The following is a 17184-nucleotide window of genomic DNA, read 5'->3' on the forward strand; positions in this document are numbered from 1 at the left end:
AAGAACAGCGCTCATCGGCGGTTATTTTCAATTGTTGATACAGCTTATTCCACGGAAATTAATTTCCTGCTTCGCTAATCAGATACCCGTACCCTTCCTTCTCCATATCCGCCTTCGGCACAAAACGGATCGAAGCACTGTTGATGCAGTAGCGTTTGCCGCCTTCGTCAGCAGGACCATCGTCAAAAACATGGCCCAGGTGGATATCTCCGGCACGGCTGCGAACCTCGGTCCGCTCCAGCCCGTAACTGGTATCCGCTTTGTAAGTAACGACATCGGATGCAATCGGTCTGGTAAAGCTCGGCCAGCCGCAGCCCGCATCATATTTGTCCTTATTGGAGAATAGCGGCTCGCCCGTTGTCACATCGACATAAATTCCCGGATCGTATACATCCCAATATTCATTGGAAAAGGCGTGCTCGGTATCAGCCAGAACCGCAACCTGGTATTGAATCTTGGTCAGCTTCTTCTTCAGTTCCTCATCGCTTGGCTTCGGATAGAGAGAAGGATCAATCTTAATCTCCTGATCATTCAATATATTCAAATCAATGTGACAGTACCCGTCCGGGTGCTTCTCCAGATAATCCTGATGATACTCCTCAGCCAAATAGAAATTCTGCAGCGGCAGTACCTCGGTTACAATTTTCTGCTCATAGTTCTGCTGCTCCTGCTTCACCGCCGCTTCAATGACGCCCTGCTCCTGCTTTTGCTCATAAAAGATGCCGGTACGGTATTGAATGCCACGGTCATTGCCCTGCTGATTGACGCTGGTCGGGTCGATGACCTTGAAATAATCCGCCAGCAGTTCACCCAGTGTGACCCGGGCCGGGTCATACGTCACCTTGACCGTTTCGGCGTAGCCCCGGTCCCCCCGGGTCACATCCTCGTAGGACGGATTTTCGCCTGTGCCGTTCGCATAGCCGGAAACGACATCGCTCACCCCGTAAATTCGGGACATATAGGCCTCCATCCCCCAGAAGCAGCCGCCCGCAAGATAAATGTTCTGCAAGTGGCTGCCGGAATAATCGACCCCCTTGTTCGGGTTCGGCAGCGTAGCTGTCGTTGCACGCCCTCCGCCTGCTGCGGAAGCTGTAATTTCCCTGCTAAGCTGCTCAACGGAGGAACACGCAGAGAGCAGAAGCACCACCAGCAAGGACCCGATAAAACCTGCTTTTCTCATTGAATGATGAATCAGACGTCTTTTCATGAGTAGCCTCCTCACGGAATCAATTAATGAATGCTTTGAAAGGTCTGTTCAATCACTTCATTGGTCTGATGTCCGGGGGACCCTTTGACCAGCGTACCGTCCGAACCAATATAATAGGATGTCGGATAGCCTTTTACACCGAACTTCTTGGCCAGCGTGCCGTCATTATCGAGCAGCACTTCGACATTGTTATACCCTCTCTTGGAGAACCAGCTGGTAAAATCCTCAGCGGATTTCTCGCCATGATAGCCGGGGCTGACAATCGTCAACACCTTATAGTCATGGTTGCCGCCGGACAGCTCATTCAGTTCCTCAAGGCCCGCCAGACAGATCGGACACCATGATGCCCAATACTTCACATATACCTTCTGGCCTTTGAACTCCTTCAGAGAAACGGTTTCTCCTTGCAAATTCGCCAGTTCAAACGCTGGAGCCGCCTGTCCCTGATTGACCGTTCCCGTTTCTCCCTGCGCGGATACTTCAGAACGGGTCACACTGGTGCTCCTTATACCCCAGAAAGCAATAACTGCTACCACGACGATTGCAACGATCCAGCCCCATTTCTTGTTCACTGCCATAAATGATCACTCCCTCTTAAAATTGCAAGTTCGCCGCCAGCCAGTCTACTTTATTGGTTACCAGCAGGAGCCCCATCACAATTAAGACCACACCGGAAACCGCCTTCAAAACAGGCATGTACTTGTAAATTTTGCGCACCTGCACAAGCAGCGAATCTGACAATACAGCCATCAGCAAAAACGGAACGCCCAGACCCAGTGTGTAGATCAGCATGTAGAACCCTCCTGCCCCAATCGAGCCTTCGCTGGCTGAGAGGCTGAAAATGGCGGCAAGCACAGGTCCGATGCACGGCGTCCAGCCAAAGCTGAAGGTGAAGCCAAGCAAAAATGCGCCAAAGTGCTTTTGTTTGGACGGCAGCTCCATATTGAGCTTCTTTTCCTTGGCCAAAAACGAAAGCTTGAGGACCCCTGTCTGGTAAATGCCAAACAAAATCACAACAATGCCGCAAGCCGTTATGAACCAGCTGCTGCTAAGCACATTGCCGAGCGCCCCCGCACCAAAACCGAGCAGTACGAACACCGTCGACAATCCCAGCATAAACAGCAGCGTTCTTAGGAGCAGTACCGGCGTTATACGCAGCCAGCCGAGCTTCCAGCTTTGCGGATGGCCTCCTGACTCCGAACTGCCCAGATAGCCCAGATATACGGGAAGCAGCGGCAGGATGCACGGCGAAAAGAAGGACAGCACCCCCGCGGCAAACACACTTCCAATATAAAGCTGTTCGGTCATCAGCGCCTTCCCCCTCTCCATCTGCCTTAAGAGGGAACAAAGAGATGACTCTCTTCCATTTCCCTGCTTACAGTTCCAAGCATAAGGGAGGGACGTTACAGGCATCTAACAGTGATCTTAATAAAGTATTAACTACAGCCGCTCGCCTATGTCTGCGATTGGCAGCGTCAGACAAAAGGCGGTACCCGGACGCTCCGTCCGAATAAGCCGGATGGTTCCTCCATGCAAGTCCATGATGGATTTGGAGATCGCAAGGCCCAGGCCCGCCCTGCCGCTATGGCGGTTGCGCGATTTGTCCGTACGGTAAAAGCGTTCAAAGATTAAATCCTGCTCTTCCTCCGGAACGCCTTCGCCTTCATCCTGTACCACTAATTCAACATACTCTCCCTTTCTCTGCGCCTGAACATGGATTTCCCCGTGCCGGGGCGAATACTGGATGGCATTTTGCAGCAGATTGCTTAAGACACGCTGAATCTCAAACGGCATAATCCGTACCGGCGGCAGATTGTAAGGCACACTGGTATTGACGCTAAGCTGCTTTTCTTCGAGCAGCAAGGACTGGCTTTGCAAGGTTTCTACAATTAAAGTGTCCAGGGGATAAGGCTTCGGATCGAAGGGGTAGACCCCTGCGTCCAGCCGTGACAGTTGAAACAAATCATCAATTAATTTGCTCAGGCGCACCGTTTCTTTTTTTATGGTCAATAAATAATTTTGAAAGTCGGCTTCATTATCAATCACCCGGTCCTGAAGCGCTTCTACGTAAGATTGTATGGAGGCCAGTGGGGTTCTCAGATCATGAGAGACGTTGGCGACAAGTTCTCTTCTGGAGGCTTCGGAACTTTTCAGTGTCTGAATACTGTGCTCCAACTGCGATTTCATCTCGTTAAACCGGAGCGCCAGCATCCTGAACTCCTTGGGCCCTGTCAGCGGAACTTCTCCCTGGAAATCCCCCTCCGCCATCTTCCCGCTCGCTTCACTGATATTGTTCACTGAAGCCACGATTGGCCGGGTGATTAATGCATGGACCAAAATGGAGATAATCGCTGCAATCAGGGTGACTGACATCAGCAGAAGCATGGTGGGCCACGTCAGCAGCATGAGATGATAAATGATGAACAGACTGACCAGTACCGCACCGAGGCTGGCAATATTGGACAGAAACAGATAGGTTCTTAACTTCATGCTGAATCACCCTTCCGGAACTTGTAGCCAATCCCCCATACCGTCCTGATCCACTGCGGCTCGGAAGGATTAAGCTCATCAGCATGATAATCGGAATATCCTGCTCGTGACGAATTTCCTCACAGACTTCCCACCCGTTTTTGCCTGGCAGCATAATGTCCAGAATAACCAGGTCCGGCTGCTCGGCTTTCCATAGGGCCAAGGCGCTCTCCCCGTCATGCGCCATGATTACTTGATAACCTTCCCGCTGCAAATACCGGCCGCAAACGTCCGTAATATTCATCTCATCATCAACAATCAGCACCTTGTGGCTCATCGTGCACCAGCTTTCTTTTAGCTATCCGTTATAGTCATTGTCGTTTTCATGTATTGTAAACGATAAATATTACAAAAATCTAAAAAGCCGGACCATTTGGTCCGGCTTCTTGCACTTTTCATATAGGAAGCTATAAATGAGCAAATTCGCTTCCAGTAAATTGTAAAACCAAAAAGAATAGAGACAAAGCGCGCTCCTTGTGGTAAAAGTAGTCACCACAACCCCATTCTACACCAAGGAGAATTCGCTATGTCTCATACCGCCATCGTACCTGATCATGCGACGATTCGCAACTATATATTGCATCACCGGCTGCCGTTGTATTTTTCCAAGGCGGTTCTGACACATATCGAAACGTATATGGTGGCGGCGACAGCGAAAGGATTTCGCGGCAAGGTGGTGGATCTGGCAGAATACAGCGATTGTCATCGCACTACACTCGGTCATTTTCTGGCTGAAGGGAAGTGGGACCATGGGGTACTGCAAGCCAAAGTGAAGACCGAATCCCTTCGCCAGGTGATGCAAGTGTCCCAACGGACAGCGGATCCGCTGTTCGTCATCCATGATGATACGATTGCACAGAAGAGCAAGCCTTCGTCACAGGCTGAGGCTCCGATGGAGCTCACCAGTTTTCATCATTCGCATCTGCTGGGCAAGGTCGTGTGGGGCCACCAGATGCAGGCTGCCTTCGTGGGATGCGCGGACTTGTCGCTCATTCACTCGATTGATCTCTACGACAAAACAAAAACCCACCCCGATGGTACGGTCTATACGAAAATCGACCGCGTCTGCGACATGGCGGCGACTTTTCCACTTCCGCCTCATGGCGGGTACGTGCTGGTCGATTCCTGGTTTACCTGCGCGCGTGTCATCGACTGCTACGCTGCGGCGGGTTACCATCTCATTGGGGCGCTCAAGACCAATCGGATTATCTACCCACAGGGCATTCGCTTTTCGGTTCAAGACTTTGCCACCCACATCCGGAAGGAAGACGTTCGCCTCGTGACCGTGAACGGTTCCTCTTACTGGACGTATCGGTACGAAGGCGCGTTGAACGACATCGACAATGCCGTTGTCCTGCTGTGCTGGCCGGAGCATGCTTTTGGGGAACCGAAAGGGCTGCGCGCTTTCCTATGCACTAACGTTTCCCTCGAGACGAAAACTATTTTGGCTTACTACGCCAAACGATGGCCGATTGAGATCTTTTTCCGCCAGTCCAAGAACAACTTGGGATTAAACACGTACCAAGTCCGTTCGTCCACGGCCTTTATCCGCCTTTGGGCTTTGCTCGCCTTTACTCATTTATACTGCACAACTGGCTTGGAACAACCCCATCAGTTCGGTGACGGCTTGCGCCTTGTGCGTAAACAGGTTCAACAGGACCGAGTTCGAGCCATTTATGAATGTGGACAAAGGGGCGTCCCCTTTCATGTCGTTTGTGAGCGGTTCAAACTGGCCTAAAGGGAGTCTACCAATTTTTGTATTCGATTTTACTCATTTATAGTAGGAAGGATAATAGTTACTCAAACCGGTACGTCCAGAAATGCTCTTTCCCGAACCGGGCTTGCAGCTCCTTGTCCGTATGCTTCTTCTTTCCCAGAAGCTCTGCAGCCTGGAATTGGGAACGGTGCGCCTGAATGGAAGACATTTTCTGCTTAAGAAAGTCTCTGATATCATTCTCCACATCGGGACGGCCAATCGCTTGCTCATGATCTCTGGAAAATGCCACACAGTGGACTTTCGGCCGCTTGGCTTCCGGCAATCCCGCAATTGTGCGAACGACCGCCTCTCCGCATGCATCATGATCGGGATGTACCGCGTAGCCGGGATAGAACGTAATCACCAGTGACGGATCCAGCTCCTCAATCAGTGCGCCGATGCTGGAATCCAGCAGCTCCTGATCCTCAAATTCAATCATTTTATCGTGGAAGCCGAGCATTCTCAAATCCTTGATTCCGATCGCGCGGCAGGAAGCCTCCAGCTCCTGTTTCCGGATTTCCGGAAGTGTCACACGGGTTGCAAATGGCGGAATCCCCATATTGCGGCCCATCTCTCCAAGTGTCAGGCATGCATAAGTTACCGGGGTTCCGTTATTCAAATGCATGGCCAAAGTCCCCGCTATCCCGAAAGATTCGTCATCCGGGTGCGGCAGTACAACAAGTATATGCCGTTCCATATTGTTCTTCATCTCCTGTTCACCAGCTTAAAAGGGCTGCCGGCTCCTTATATCTGTACGGTCATGTGCTGCCGCTATAAAACAACTTCAATGATGCGGCCTTCCATCATGATGGTTTCGTTCAGAATGGTTCCTTGCTCAACTGCAAAGCTACAACCAGCTTGCCCTGGCTGTCATGCCCCGCCATAATCAGCCTTTCGCTGTCGCTCTCCTCATAATGTGTCAGTCCTTCGGAGTAAATCCAGCCGGACGCTGTCTTCAGTCCGACCCGGTAAGGGCCGTTCCCGGAAATGGAACCGTGGGAATAGCGGATCACCGCATTGCTGATGAAGGTTGCTGCCGGGTGCTTGGAGCTGTCCAGATGAGCAGCGTAAGCTCCCGTTGTCATTTCAAGATGGATGTATAAATCCTGGTCTTTGAGCCGGTCGATCCGGGGCTGGATATCTGCCGGATGAATATGCTGCATCGTGATGCCTCCTATAACTCAATTTATATCAATCATGCCTTTTTCTATATTCCTGACAGCAGCTGATTTAAAGCTCTATCCTAACTTTTCGAAAGCTGCTCTTTATTAGTATAGTCCTAAATTTAAGATCTTGCAAAACTGTGACAGATTGGGCACTTTTATTTAAAGATATTGAAATATAAAAAATCATAGCGCCAACAGCGCTATGATTTTTTGAATATGAGCATACAAGCTCCCACATCAATTATTTTTTCTGTGTCGTAATGGCGATAATCTGATTTTGAGCTTCATAGTAAGACTTCACATCAAACAGCAGCTTCAGTGCATTCATTGGCAACCAGACCTCTCTGCCGGAAATGATCACTTGCTTATCTAATTGACTGGTTTTCTGATTAATCTTGACCCTTTTGCTCCCGTTCTCAACGATCAGTATCTGGCTTCCTTTTTTGATTTCAGCAGTCGATTGATTCCTGACCGTCAACGTATAGCCAAGCTGATTGACGATTGCAGCAGCCGGGACATATAGGCTCCCATTGATGGTTTTTGGAGGTGCTTGCAGCGGTATCACTACATCATCGAGGATGACTTCAATCGACCTTTCCATAACCGGGGTATCTGGATTAAAGATCACTTGCCGTGGTGTCAAAAAAAGATACCGGTTGCGGTTGCCAAGCTGTCCCTGATCATTTCGCCCCCAAGCCCAAACTGTCCCGTCCTGCTTCAAGGCATACGCCGAATAGTCTTCATTACTTATTCCAATTACATCCTTTAATCCGGGTACCTGCGCAGGCTTCATATTATCCTGTTTGGTTCCGACTCCGAGCTGTCCGAACTTGTTATATCCAAGCGTCCAGACGGTGCCATCCTGCCTGAGAATCATGCTGAAATTATAATTGCTAACGACGCTGGGAGCCCCATGGAGCTCAGGTACTTCCCGAGGCAGCAGTTGATTGCGGGTTTCACCATGGCTGAAGGACAAAATGTTGTCTTTGCCCCAAAACCAGAGTGAGTCATCCTTTTTGACCGCAATATTAAACCAGTCTCCAACAGCCTGTATCCGGGCAACATCCGACAATTGCTTAACTTTTACGGGAACAGCTTTGTTTTGAGGCATACCTACCTCATGATTTCCTCCTTCATTATAATTAAGACGGCTTTCCGTACCGTCGCCCGACTTGCCAAAGTAATTTTCGCCCCACATCCATACTTCCCCGTTCGTATCCAGTGCGAGGCTGTGGAACCAGCCTGTTGCAATAGACTGAATGACCGGCAAGCCGGTAACCTGAGTTACAGGCATCATGGATTCTGCATATTTTCCGGCTCCGATCTGGCCTGCCCCATTTTGTCCCCAGCCCCAAACCGTGCCGTCTTTTCGAAGTGCTAACCCATGACCTCCCGCTGCGATTGCCACGATGTCGGAAAGTGCTTTCACCTGAACAGGCTTTTGACTATATGGCTTTGGCCCTTCCATAGGGAAGGTCAGATTCTCGGAGAACATATTTCTCCCGTCTCCCAGTCCTCCAAATTGGCCGCTCCCCCACACCCAGACGGTACCGTCTTTTTTTAATGCCACGGAGAATCCGCCTCCACGGGCAATATCAATGACATCAGCCAGCTCCTTGATCTGTACTGGAATTCTCAGTCCTTCCGGCTCAAAGCTGCTGCCATCAGATCCGTACGGGTCACTGCCCCATACCCAGACGGTGCCATCGGTAAAAAGCGCGATTTGTCCTGAAATCTTGGAAACCTGAGGTGTCCTTGCCGCTGAGACTTGTTGCTGGAATGGAAACAATGTAACAGAAAGAATCATAACAATTAATAGGATTACTGCCAGGAATCGAATACGAATGCTCATTGGTATCCCCCATAAATGGTTTATTTACGACTGCTTCTTTTTGCTTTTACGCTTCTCCATTGCTTTTTCCACATTCTCAGTCACCCGAAACTTTACAATTCTGATAATCAGATCCAGCGGCAACGGTTGATCAATCGGGAATTGGACCGATCCTTTAGCACCTTTGTAGGGCGACAATTCAGCCTGAAAGGCTTGGATGCCGCTGGGTGCCGGGTAGAATCCAATATGATTCTTATAGGCGGCGAAATGTACCAGATTGCCATACAGTTCAAAGGTCGGCATCTGGTAGCTAATTTTCTCCTTGGCATCCGGTGCTGCTGCACGAATAACCCCTCTCAACTCCTCCAGTATTACGCGCACCTCTACAGGAAATTGCGAAATATAATCCGTGACCGATTCATAAGTGGCCTTATTGCTGCCTTCCATCCTGTTCTCCTTCCTTGTGCCCGGGTTTAAGCGGATATACCCGACTCAACCTGAATTCTCAATATATAAGTTATTTCATATTTCTGCATTTTAAGATTTAACTTTACATAATTGAAAGAGCATTGTATATTTAACGATAGCAGGTTTTTCCTGCATATACCAATTCTATTTTTCGCGTACAACGCATTCGAAAGGGGATGTTTCTCAAATGACAATCAATGTAACGGTGATGAACGCTTAAAACTAAATACGGGCAGCTCATGCGCTTATAGACAGACCTGTACTCTAACTGCTTCAGAATTTGAGTGAAGTTGGGTACGTTTATTTGAGCTAGCGTTAATGCCCATTTGTCAAAGGAACCTTTCGTGAATACTGTTAACTGCAGGCACACTTGTTGAGGTGTGTTTCTTTGTTGTTTTTCAACTCAAGTGCAGATCAGCCTATCCATGTGAATGGCTGCTTGCTGCGCTTTTTTGGCATGGCTTTTTTTCCAATCGTGAGTAAGAGATTAATGAAAAACGGAACAAGCGTAATCCATTGAAACATGACGAGAATTTTAAAATATGGAGGCAAAAGATCATGAATACGAACATTGAAGATTATGGTATTACCCCTATAAAAGATTCAACTGACCCCTCCGCCCCGATTCCAGGCCGGGTCACCGCTGTACACCGGGAACGCTATGAGGTTGTCTGTCAGTATGGAGAAATTGGAGCAAAACTCAAATCAGGTGTTTACTATAGCGTAGCCGTAGAAGAACGGTTCCCTACCGTTGGGGACTATGTGCTGCTTCAGTATAATCCCGACGGTGACAGCTTAATTGTAAAAACCGGCGAACGCAGATCGACCTTTTCCCGGAGTGATTACTCCGGCCATGATGCAGGCTTTGCCAAGAGCGTACAGGAACAGATGGTCGCCGCAAATTTCGACTATGTGTTTATTATGGCTTCGCTTAATTATGATTTTAATATAAAACGGATCGACCGCTATTTGACAATGTCCTGGCAAAGTGGTGCGCAGCCTGTCATTATTTTGACCAAAGCCGATCTGTCGGATCAGGTGTCACAGCAGCTTCAACAGGTCAGGGAAATTGCGATTGGGGCGGACGTATTTGCAATCAGTTCCAAGACAGGGGAAGGGCTTGACAAGTTAAAAACCTATTTGCAGCCACGAAAGACTATCGTATTTCTTGGCTCATCCGGTGTCGGCAAATCCAGTCTGGTTAATGCGCTGGCCGGAGAAGAAATTATGAAGGTAGCCGACATTCGGGAGAACGACTCCAAAGGCCGCCATACGACAACCCATCGACAGCTTACACTACTTAACAACGGTGTGATGATTATTGATACGCCTGGGATGCGTGAGCTGGGGCTGTGGGATGCGAATACGGGAATTAGCGAGACGTTCTCTGATGTGGAGTCCTTGTTTTATCAATGCAAATTTTCAGATTGCACACATGAGAAGGAACCAGGCTGTGCAGTCAGACAATCCATTGCAAGCGGCGGGCTCAGCGAGGACCGCTGGCACCGTTACCTGCAATTGAAGAAGGAAAATCTGTTCGTAACTGATAAAGCTGCTTACCTCCGGGAGAAAGACAAGTGGAATAAATTATCCGTAATAAATAAGAGAAGGAAGTATTAATGGAGTATCTTAAAAATAATCGGTTTGCATGGATGATGAATTAGCCATCACGCTTGAAAAGCGGATAAAGACCCGGGCTTCTAAATAAGAAGAATGCCCGGGTCTTTATCCGCCCTATAAGCAGTTCTATTTATCTCAATGAGAAGACCTGTTAAACCGTATAAAAATAGTGATAAAAGTCTTCGTCCCGTTCATAACCAAGCGATTCATAAAGACGTTGGGCAGTATTATTGTTAATCCCGGTGGAAAGCGCTAGCCCTTTCGCTCCTGTGCTTGCTGCAAAATGTTTGGCCGTGTTCATTAACTGACGCGCAATCCCCCTTTGACGGAAAGCTTCAGGAACATACAAATCATTTAGAATCCATGAGGCCTGCATGGAAATAGAAGAAAAGGTCGGGTACAACTGGGTAAACCCTGCTGCTTGCCCGGTCTCCCCGTCCCATGCGACAAAAATAACCGATTCCCCCCGTTCCAGACGCTCTTGCAAGTAGGCTTCAGCTCCGGCAATATCCGTCTGCTGGCCATAGAAAATCCGGTATTGATCAAAGAGAACGGCTACCGCCGCGGCATCCGCCGTAGTCGCTTGACGCAAGATCAAACCGTCTGTGATGTTCTCCGTCATTTATCAACACTCCTTAATTTGAAATACTTTCCTTTTTCTATCTAAACATTTCTCTGCCAGTTCTGCAATGATTTTACCAACCGCAGGAGCTACCTTAAATCCTCCGCCCCCCCAGCCTGTACATACTAACAAGCCCTCTACCCCATCTACTTGGCCGGTCCATCCCCGTCCATTTGTACAATAGGCGTCAAAACTTCGCTTCCCGCCCGCATATAATGCTCCCTTGACCCAATCCAACCGTCCGGCCGCGCATACTCTCGTATGTTCTGCCAGAACAGGATCTACGGCTTCTTCTTGATCAGGGTCAATATCCCATTGGTCTACCGGCAGTCCGATCATATGCACAGAGCCTGCCCCCTGCTTTCCGTATAATTGATTCGTATAATCGGTAAAAGGCAACGGAGCCTCCGTTTTATCCGGCCGAATGAACGCATCCATTTGAATCGCTTTGGAGCGAATGGGAGCGGAACGGCCAATTGCCTGCTCCACTATTTTTTTACTCCATGCGCCTGCCGCCACAATAATAATATCTGCTGCAATATTACCTGCTGTTGTTCTCACGCCTGTAGCTTTTCCATTCTTCACCATAAGCTCTGTGACCGCTATGCCTTCCATTGCATCCATACCGCAACCGCGGCTAAAATTAACCCAAGCCTGGGCTGTTAGTGAAGGATTGGCATACCCGGCACGCTCTTCAAATATCGCGATATCCTGCTTGCCTGTACAAATGGAGGAGCCAAAAGCATCACCCGGTCCCTGTTTCCATTCGAGTACCGGGGATTGCCGATTGATGCGCTCTACTTCTTTCTTCACCGCATCTAGACGTTCCGCGGGTTCAACTACGATTAAGCCGGTCTTCGTATATCCGCAACTGCTGCCATAAAGTTGTTCAAAGTTCATGAAATGCGGCATGCTCTCATATGCCAAATCACTGAGATACGAATCCGGATGGTAAGTTCGCAGCATACCTCCAGATTTTGCTGTCGGTCCGTTCATTCCAAAAGACATTTTTTCCAGAAGCACCGTTTTTATTTGACCACTACGGGCGATTTGAGCCAAAATCGAAGCGCCTATAACTCCCCCACCCACGATAACTGCATCATAAGTTTTGCTGAACATGTGCAGAACGTCTCCTTTGATAAAGGATCTGAATGATAATAAAGATAATCGGCAGTAAAGCAATCCAGCCTATAAAATATAAAGATACGCAACAAAATAACAAAGATATAACTGCAAAACTATCTGCATACCTGCTGCCAAAATGCTTGTAGCTGGCTAAAAACGCAAGCAAATATACCAGCACAAAGCTGCCGTTGGCAAACAGCATCAGCTCCTTTTCTTGACCGTTAGCCAAAAATAGCAGCAGCAGAACAACACCATAAGAAATGAGCAGGAAAAATAACGAATAGTAGGGAACGTTCGTCCGCCGGGATGTTTTGTTCAAGAAGGAGGGAAGCACGCCGTCTCTGCCCAGGGAAGAGATAAACCGGGACGCGCTTAGGACCCAGGCGTTGGTGCAAAGGACCATCAATAATATTGCGGCCAGATTTCCAAACAGTGCCGCTTGGGGTGAACTGATTAACACCAGCAATTTTGCGATAGCGAGTTCTTCAACTCCCCCTCCCTCATAGGGAATCGTTAGAACAATCGAGGAAGCCAGCGCTAAGTATAAAACGCCGACTATTATCACGGAAATAATCATTGCCTGTTTGTAGGTTCGTGCCGGATCGCGCACCTCCTCGGCAATCGAGGAGACATTTTCCCATCCCAAGAACGAATAAAGGCATACAACCATAGCCGTACCGACAGCTCCCCATCCGTTAGGCACAAACGGTGTCATCGATTCTATCCGATAATGCGGAACAGCGAATATGACGATACTGATCAAACCCGCCAGCAGCAATCCCAGCAACCCCAGTTGAATACGGCTATTGAGCTGCAGCTTTACCATGTTGAACAGTACGGAGATTAGCATAAAGCCAAAAGCTCCAGCCAGTAATAGCCCGACATCCGGTGCAATATCGAATAGATGAAAAAAATATCTGGCAGACGCAATCCCCATAACAGGATTTCCCACAATCATGGTAAGGGTCAATAAAAAGCCGGTCGCCTGGCCGAGCGGTTTTCCAAACCGGAGGCGAATAAAATACACAATCCCCCCGTTATTCGGGTATCGCATGGAAATGCGTGAGAACAAGTACGCAAGCGGGAACGAAACCAGTATGAGCACTAACCAGGACACCAGCGATGCCGGACCTGCCAACTGATAAGCAATACCAGGTACAACCAGAATTCCGACTCCAACAATGGAGGAAACATAGAATGCCGTAAGTCCCCAGGTTCCAAGTCCTTTATTAAGATTATCGTTATCTGTCACCTTGTTTCCATTTCCTTTCTCACTCTAAGCTGTCACCCATGCTGCTGAATGAATATCCGGGGCGCCGCTCTGATTCTGGAGTTTGAAATAAGCGCCTTGAAGCACAATAAGCTCCTCATGGGTCCCGCTTTCGACAATCTTTCCATTGTCTACGACGTATATAAGATCGGCTTTTCGGATTGCCGACAACCGGTGTGCGATAACAATGGCCGTGCGATTTTCCATCAAGCGCTGGAGTGAGGCATGCACAAGCCGTTCAGACTCCGCATCAAGTGCTGAGGTGGCCTCATCCAATATAACGATCGGCGCATTCTTGAGAAATGCCCGTGCAATAGCAATTCGCTGCTTTTGCCCGCCAGAGAGCCTGGAACCACGTTCCCCGACCTTTGTCCGGTAGCCTTCAGGGAACGATGCAATAAAATCATGTGCGATGGCTGCCTCAGCAGCAGCATGAACCTCCTCCTCTGTGGCATCAAGCTTCCCATAACGAATATTATCTAATATGGTACCATCGAACAAATGGGCATCCTGGGGAATATAAGCAAACAGGTCTCGCAGATCTGATCGCTTGTAATTGCCCAGCGGCTGTCCATTAAGCAATATCTCCCCCGCCTGATACTTATAAAATCCGAGAAGCAGCTTAATAACGGTTGATTTGCCCCCTCCGCTTGCTCCAACAAGGGCTGCTACTTGCCCCTTTTTTATTACAAAACTCATGCCATTCAAAATGGGAGCGGAGGCAGCGTAACCAAAAACGGTCTCCCGAAACTCGACTTCAACCGGTTCACTCTCTATACGGCTACTGTTCAGTTTCTCATCCTGCGAAAAATGGGACTGCTCAGGAGATTCATGCAGCAGTTCCGTAACTCTCGCCGCTCCGGCAAGGCCGCCTTGAAGCTGCACCACAAACTGGCCAAGCTGTAAAAAAGCATTCGACATATTAAATTGCAATTGGGCAAAGGCAATTACGATTCCAATGCCTATATGGCCGGTAATAATCATAAAGATGCCGAAAAGGATTACACCATAGTAATTGATAACATGTAAAAAGTAGCTTACCGCCTCCATAACGGCTGTTTTGAAGCCGATCCGCTTCTTCGTCCGGGTCAATCTGTCATTGGTTTCAGAGTTGCGGTTCAATATAAAAGATTCAGCCTGAAACATCTTAATCACACGAAGACCCGAGATGAGGTCAATCGTACGTTCCGTCATTTCCGCTTTGGCTTCTTGCAATTCATTGCTTAGAATTCGCAATGAATTGGCAAACCGGGATACAAAATAAGCAGAAATAATCGTAACTCCAATCAGTACAATTGCAATTCTCCATTCCAGGATAAGCATTGTTACAATAGACCCGACACTATAATTAAAGAAATAAAAAAAGGACTTAAATTGATTCAGGTACAAATCCTCAACTGCCTGCGTATCCACTGTCATTCGCGACACATAATCACCACTATGCGTCTGTTCATGTCTCTCCAAAGGGAGCCCTACAACCTTGTTATATAAGGTTTCCCGAAGATCCCGGACAGAGGCTTTGGCCGCATAAATACTTATATACTTGCAAATAGCTGCGAAGATGGATACGGATACAACACTTATGCTGAAAAGAATGGCCGAATTGATGATCATATCCGTATCCCGCGCCATCGCTGCATTAAATGAATCGATGTAGACAAACGCCGCAATGATCGGAAGACTTGCGTGAGAGGCCCCGTCTCCGATGGCGCCAAGCAAATACAGCCACTTTCGTCGCCCCATCAAATTCAGTACCTGAATGCACTCTTTAATATTAAAAGCTTTTGTGCTCATACAGGCCTCCTCCCTGGACGGATACATGCTGATCAGACTGCTGATGGCGGAACAGTTCCCTGTACAATCCTTCGCTTTGAAGCAATTCCTGATGCGTGCCCTCCTGTGTGACGACACCCCGATCCAGTACCATAATGTGATCTGCACTTACTATCGTAGATAACCGATGGGCAATAACAATGACTGCCCGGTCTTTTTTTATTCGTTCCAGGGCCTGCTGGATGCGTTCTTCCGAATGCTTGTCCAGCGCTGATGTCGGCTCGTCCAAAATTAATATTGGTGCCTGCTTTAGAATTGCCCTGGTAATGGCAAGCCTCTGCTTTTGACCACCTGAGAAATTCGCTCCTCTTTCCTCGATTATGGTGTCATAGCCGTGCGGAAGCTTATCTATAAACTCATGTGCATGTGCCGCGCGGGCTGCCTCCATAATTTGTTCGATACTTGCTTGCGGATTTGCAATTCGCAAATTGTCTGCAACAGTTCCCGGAAACAAAAAGCTGTCCTGAGACACAAGCGCTATGCTAGCTCTTATATCTCTCAGGGTGATGTCCTGTGCAAGTTGTCCATAGAACCGGATATCCCCTTCCTGATGCTGCTGAATGCCGCAAATCAATTGGATCAGAGTCGATTTCCCGCTGCCGCTTGGTCCTACAATTGCCAACATTTGACCCGTCTGAAGAGTGAACCCAATTTTATTCAATACAGGCTGATCCGGAATGTATCCGAATGATACCCCGCGCATTTCAAGAATACACTCCGGACCCGCATGGCTATCTCTATTTGCTGTTGTCTTGCGCAACTCCTCCAGTCTGGTCCCGTCACTTCTCTCGTCCTCTTGTGACAGAACTTCCTCAATGCGGCCTACAGCTCCTAAAGTCAGCTTATAATTGCTAATCAGTCCCGGCAGCGCATTAATTGGATGGATGATTTGGTTAATCAGCACGAGAAAGACAAGCAGCTCTCCTACTGATATGTATCCGGCAGCCGACAAGTAAGCGCTAAGAATCGTGCACAGAAAATAAGTCCCCCACATTTGAATCGTATTTACCGGCTCCATCCATGCCTTTCGTTTTTCCACTCGCAACATTCTTCCGAATAATTGCTTTAACACTCCCGAAAATTTCCGGCGAAACTCCGGCTCGAGATTATAAGCTTTTAGTACCGGAACGCCACCCACCGTATCCTGAACAGAGGTATTAATTTCCCCGTATTGCAGTTGGACTTCAGCTGCCATCCGGTCTAACGGCTTGGCTAGCCGGCCAATCAAAAAGGTTGAAGTTGGGATTAGAACCATACTGAATAGCAGCAATTGCCAGTTGATTTGTACCAAATAGACAAATGCACAAACGAAGACGATGGGATTATAGATATATTCATAAAATTTATTTTCCAAAACCTGTTCAATAGCTGTCGCATCATTGTTGATTCGGGAGCCCAATTCCCCGGAATGCCGCTCTTCGACGTACGATACAGGTATACCTACAAACTTGCGAAATAATTGGGCTCTCATATTCTGAAGCACATTTGCACTGAAATGGACCGAGGTATACTTCACAATATATTTGCATATCACGCCTAATGTAATGGCAGCCAAAATCGCATATAACAGCGGCATCACTTTAGCCGTTTCCTCCGACCCCACAACTCCGTCCAGCAAATGCTGGGATAATATCGCCAAACTAATATCGATCAGGCCAACAATTAATGAGAATACGACACTTACCCATATCCAGCCTTGGTACGGCTTCAAAAATCGAATTAAGGTTGATAAGCTAACATTCATTCTGAACCTCCAT

15 protein-coding genes and 1 pseudogene are annotated in these 17184 nt (G+C 48.2%); 2 read left to right on the forward strand and 14 right to left on the reverse strand.

Annotation, left to right across the window (positions count from 1 at the left end; translation table 11 throughout):
- Positions 1-58: 58 nt before the first annotated feature.
- The 5 genes and pseudogenes from msrB to H583_RS38020 form a co-directional block, all read right to left on the reverse strand.
- The gene (gene msrB / locus H583_RS0100555; RefSeq protein ID WP_036708030.1) at positions 59-1207 is read right to left on the reverse strand and encodes a peptide-methionine (R)-S-oxide reductase MsrB; all 1149 of its coding nucleotides are present in this window, start codon (positions 1205-1207) and stop codon (positions 59-61) included.
- Between the two features lie 23 nt (positions 1208-1230).
- Positions 1231-1785, reverse strand: a complete 555-nt coding sequence (locus H583_RS0100560; RefSeq protein ID WP_051235792.1) for a TlpA family protein disulfide reductase — start codon at positions 1783-1785, stop codon at positions 1231-1233.
- Between the two features lie 16 nt (positions 1786-1801).
- Positions 1802-2515: a cytochrome c biogenesis CcdA family protein gene (locus H583_RS0100565; RefSeq protein WP_081666917.1), complete on the reverse strand. Its 714-nt coding sequence runs from the start codon at positions 2513-2515 to the stop codon at positions 1802-1804.
- Positions 2516-2647: 132 nt separating this feature from the next.
- Positions 2648-3697 carry a sensor histidine kinase gene (locus tag H583_RS0100570; RefSeq protein WP_028558767.1) on the reverse strand — a complete coding sequence of 350 codons (1050 nt, stop codon included), beginning with the start codon at positions 3695-3697 and terminating at the stop codon, positions 2648-2650.
- Between the two features lie 91 nt (positions 3698-3788).
- A pseudogene (locus tag H583_RS38020) lies at positions 3789-4013 on the reverse strand (response regulator); the annotation flags it as partial.
- Positions 4014-4262: 249 nt separating this feature from the next.
- Here H583_RS38020 and H583_RS0100575 point away from each other — a divergent pair.
- Positions 4263-5474: an IS701 family transposase gene (locus H583_RS0100575; RefSeq protein ID WP_028558768.1), complete on the forward strand. Its 1212-nt coding sequence runs from the start codon at positions 4263-4265 to the stop codon at positions 5472-5474.
- A 58-nt stretch (positions 5475-5532) separates the two neighbouring features.
- Here the strand turns inward: H583_RS0100575 and bshB2 are convergent, their stop codons facing one another.
- From bshB2 to H583_RS0100600, 4 genes are all read right to left on the reverse strand, one after another.
- Positions 5533-6189 (reverse strand): bacillithiol biosynthesis deacetylase BshB2, encoded by a 657-nt coding sequence (bshB2, locus tag H583_RS0100580; RefSeq protein ID WP_028558769.1) that lies wholly within the window; start codon positions 6187-6189, stop codon positions 5533-5535.
- A 121-nt stretch (positions 6190-6310) separates the two neighbouring features.
- The gene (locus H583_RS0100585; protein WP_028558770.1) at positions 6311-6655 is read right to left on the reverse strand and encodes a YojF family protein; all 345 of its coding nucleotides are present in this window, start codon (positions 6653-6655) and stop codon (positions 6311-6313) included.
- A gap of 244 nt (positions 6656-6899) precedes the next feature.
- Positions 6900-8510, reverse strand: coding sequence for a stalk domain-containing protein (locus tag H583_RS31465; RefSeq protein WP_051235797.1), 1611 nt, complete (start codon positions 8508-8510; stop codon positions 6900-6902).
- Positions 8511-8534: 24 nt separating this feature from the next.
- Entirely contained in the window at positions 8535-8936 is a 402-nt protein-coding gene (locus H583_RS0100600; RefSeq protein ID WP_028558771.1) for an iron chaperone, read from the reverse strand.
- 579 nt (positions 8937-9515) lie between these two features.
- On the opposite strand from H583_RS0100600, the gene rsgA reads away from it, so the two are divergent.
- A complete protein-coding gene (gene rsgA, locus H583_RS0100605; RefSeq protein WP_028558772.1) occupies positions 9516-10577 on the forward strand; it encodes a ribosome small subunit-dependent GTPase A in 1062 nt (353 codons plus the stop codon).
- Positions 10578-10728: 151 nt separating this feature from the next.
- Here the strand turns inward: rsgA and H583_RS0100610 are convergent, their stop codons facing one another.
- The 5 genes from H583_RS0100610 to H583_RS0100630 are packed head-to-tail and all read right to left on the reverse strand — an operon-like array spanning position 10729 to position 17171.
- Complete coding sequence (locus H583_RS0100610; protein ID WP_028558773.1) at positions 10729-11199, reverse strand: GNAT family N-acetyltransferase; 471 nt, start codon at positions 11197-11199, stop codon at positions 10729-10731.
- Between the two features lie 3 nt (positions 11200-11202).
- Positions 11203-12318 (reverse strand): NAD(P)/FAD-dependent oxidoreductase, encoded by a 1116-nt coding sequence (locus H583_RS35025; protein ID WP_051235799.1) that lies wholly within the window; start codon positions 12316-12318, stop codon positions 11203-11205.
- Positions 12299-13576 carry an APC family permease gene (locus H583_RS0100620; RefSeq protein ID WP_028558774.1) on the reverse strand — a complete coding sequence of 426 codons (1278 nt, stop codon included), beginning with the start codon at positions 13574-13576 and terminating at the stop codon, positions 12299-12301. The genes H583_RS35025 and H583_RS0100620 overlap by 20 nt, the downstream gene beginning before the upstream one ends.
- Before the next feature lie 24 nt (positions 13577-13600).
- The gene (locus tag H583_RS31475) at positions 13601-15388 is read right to left on the reverse strand and encodes an ABC transporter ATP-binding protein (protein ID WP_051235801.1); all 1788 of its coding nucleotides are present in this window, start codon (positions 15386-15388) and stop codon (positions 13601-13603) included.
- Complete coding sequence (locus H583_RS0100630; RefSeq protein ID WP_028558775.1) at positions 15369-17171, reverse strand: ABC transporter ATP-binding protein; 1803 nt, start codon at positions 17169-17171, stop codon at positions 15369-15371. The genes H583_RS31475 and H583_RS0100630 overlap by 20 nt, the downstream gene beginning before the upstream one ends.
- Between the last annotated feature and the right edge of the window lie 13 nt (positions 17172-17184).

Origin of the sequence: Paenibacillus pinihumi DSM 23905 = JCM 16419, assembly GCF_000422505.1 — a bacterium.
GTDB classification, from domain to species: Bacteria; Bacillota; Bacilli; order Paenibacillales; family Paenibacillaceae; genus Paenibacillus_D; species Paenibacillus_D pinihumi.

Coding starts and splice junctions, on each gene's coding strand:
- H583_RS0100610 (WP_028558773.1), bottom strand. CDS start 11,199: ATGACGGAGAACATCACAGACGGTTTGATCTTGCGTCAAGCGACTACG.
- H583_RS31475 (WP_051235801.1), bottom strand. CDS start 15,388: ATGAGCACAAAAGCTTTTAATATTAAAGAGTGCATTCAGGTACTGAAT.
- bshB2 (WP_028558769.1), bottom strand. CDS start 6,189: ATGGAACGGCATATACTTGTTGTACTGCCGCACCCGGATGACGAATCT.
- msrB (WP_036708030.1), bottom strand. CDS start 1,207: ATGAAAAGACGTCTGATTCATCATTCAATGAGAAAAGCAGGTTTTATC.
- H583_RS0100630 (WP_028558775.1), bottom strand. CDS start 17,171: ATGAATGTTAGCTTATCAACCTTAATTCGATTTTTGAAGCCGTACCAA.
- H583_RS0100585 (WP_028558770.1), bottom strand. CDS start 6,655: ATGCAGCATATTCATCCGGCAGATATCCAGCCCCGGATCGACCGGCTC.
- rsgA (WP_028558772.1), top strand. CDS start 9,516: ATGAATACGAACATTGAAGATTATGGTATTACCCCTATAAAAGATTCA.
- H583_RS0100575 (WP_028558768.1), top strand. CDS start 4,263: ATGTCTCATACCGCCATCGTACCTGATCATGCGACGATTCGCAACTAT.
- H583_RS0100570 (WP_028558767.1), bottom strand. CDS start 3,697: ATGAAGTTAAGAACCTATCTGTTTCTGTCCAATATTGCCAGCCTCGGT.
- H583_RS0100560 (WP_051235792.1), bottom strand. CDS start 1,785: ATGGCAGTGAACAAGAAATGGGGCTGGATCGTTGCAATCGTCGTGGTA.
- H583_RS0100600 (WP_028558771.1), bottom strand. CDS start 8,936: ATGGAAGGCAGCAATAAGGCCACTTATGAATCGGTCACGGATTATATT.
- H583_RS0100565 (WP_081666917.1), bottom strand. CDS start 2,515: ATGACCGAACAGCTTTATATTGGAAGTGTGTTTGCCGCGGGGGTGCTG.
- H583_RS35025 (WP_051235799.1), bottom strand. CDS start 12,318: ATGTTCAGCAAAACTTATGATGCAGTTATCGTGGGTGGGGGAGTTATA.
- H583_RS31465 (WP_051235797.1), bottom strand. CDS start 8,510: ATGAGCATTCGTATTCGATTCCTGGCAGTAATCCTATTAATTGTTATG.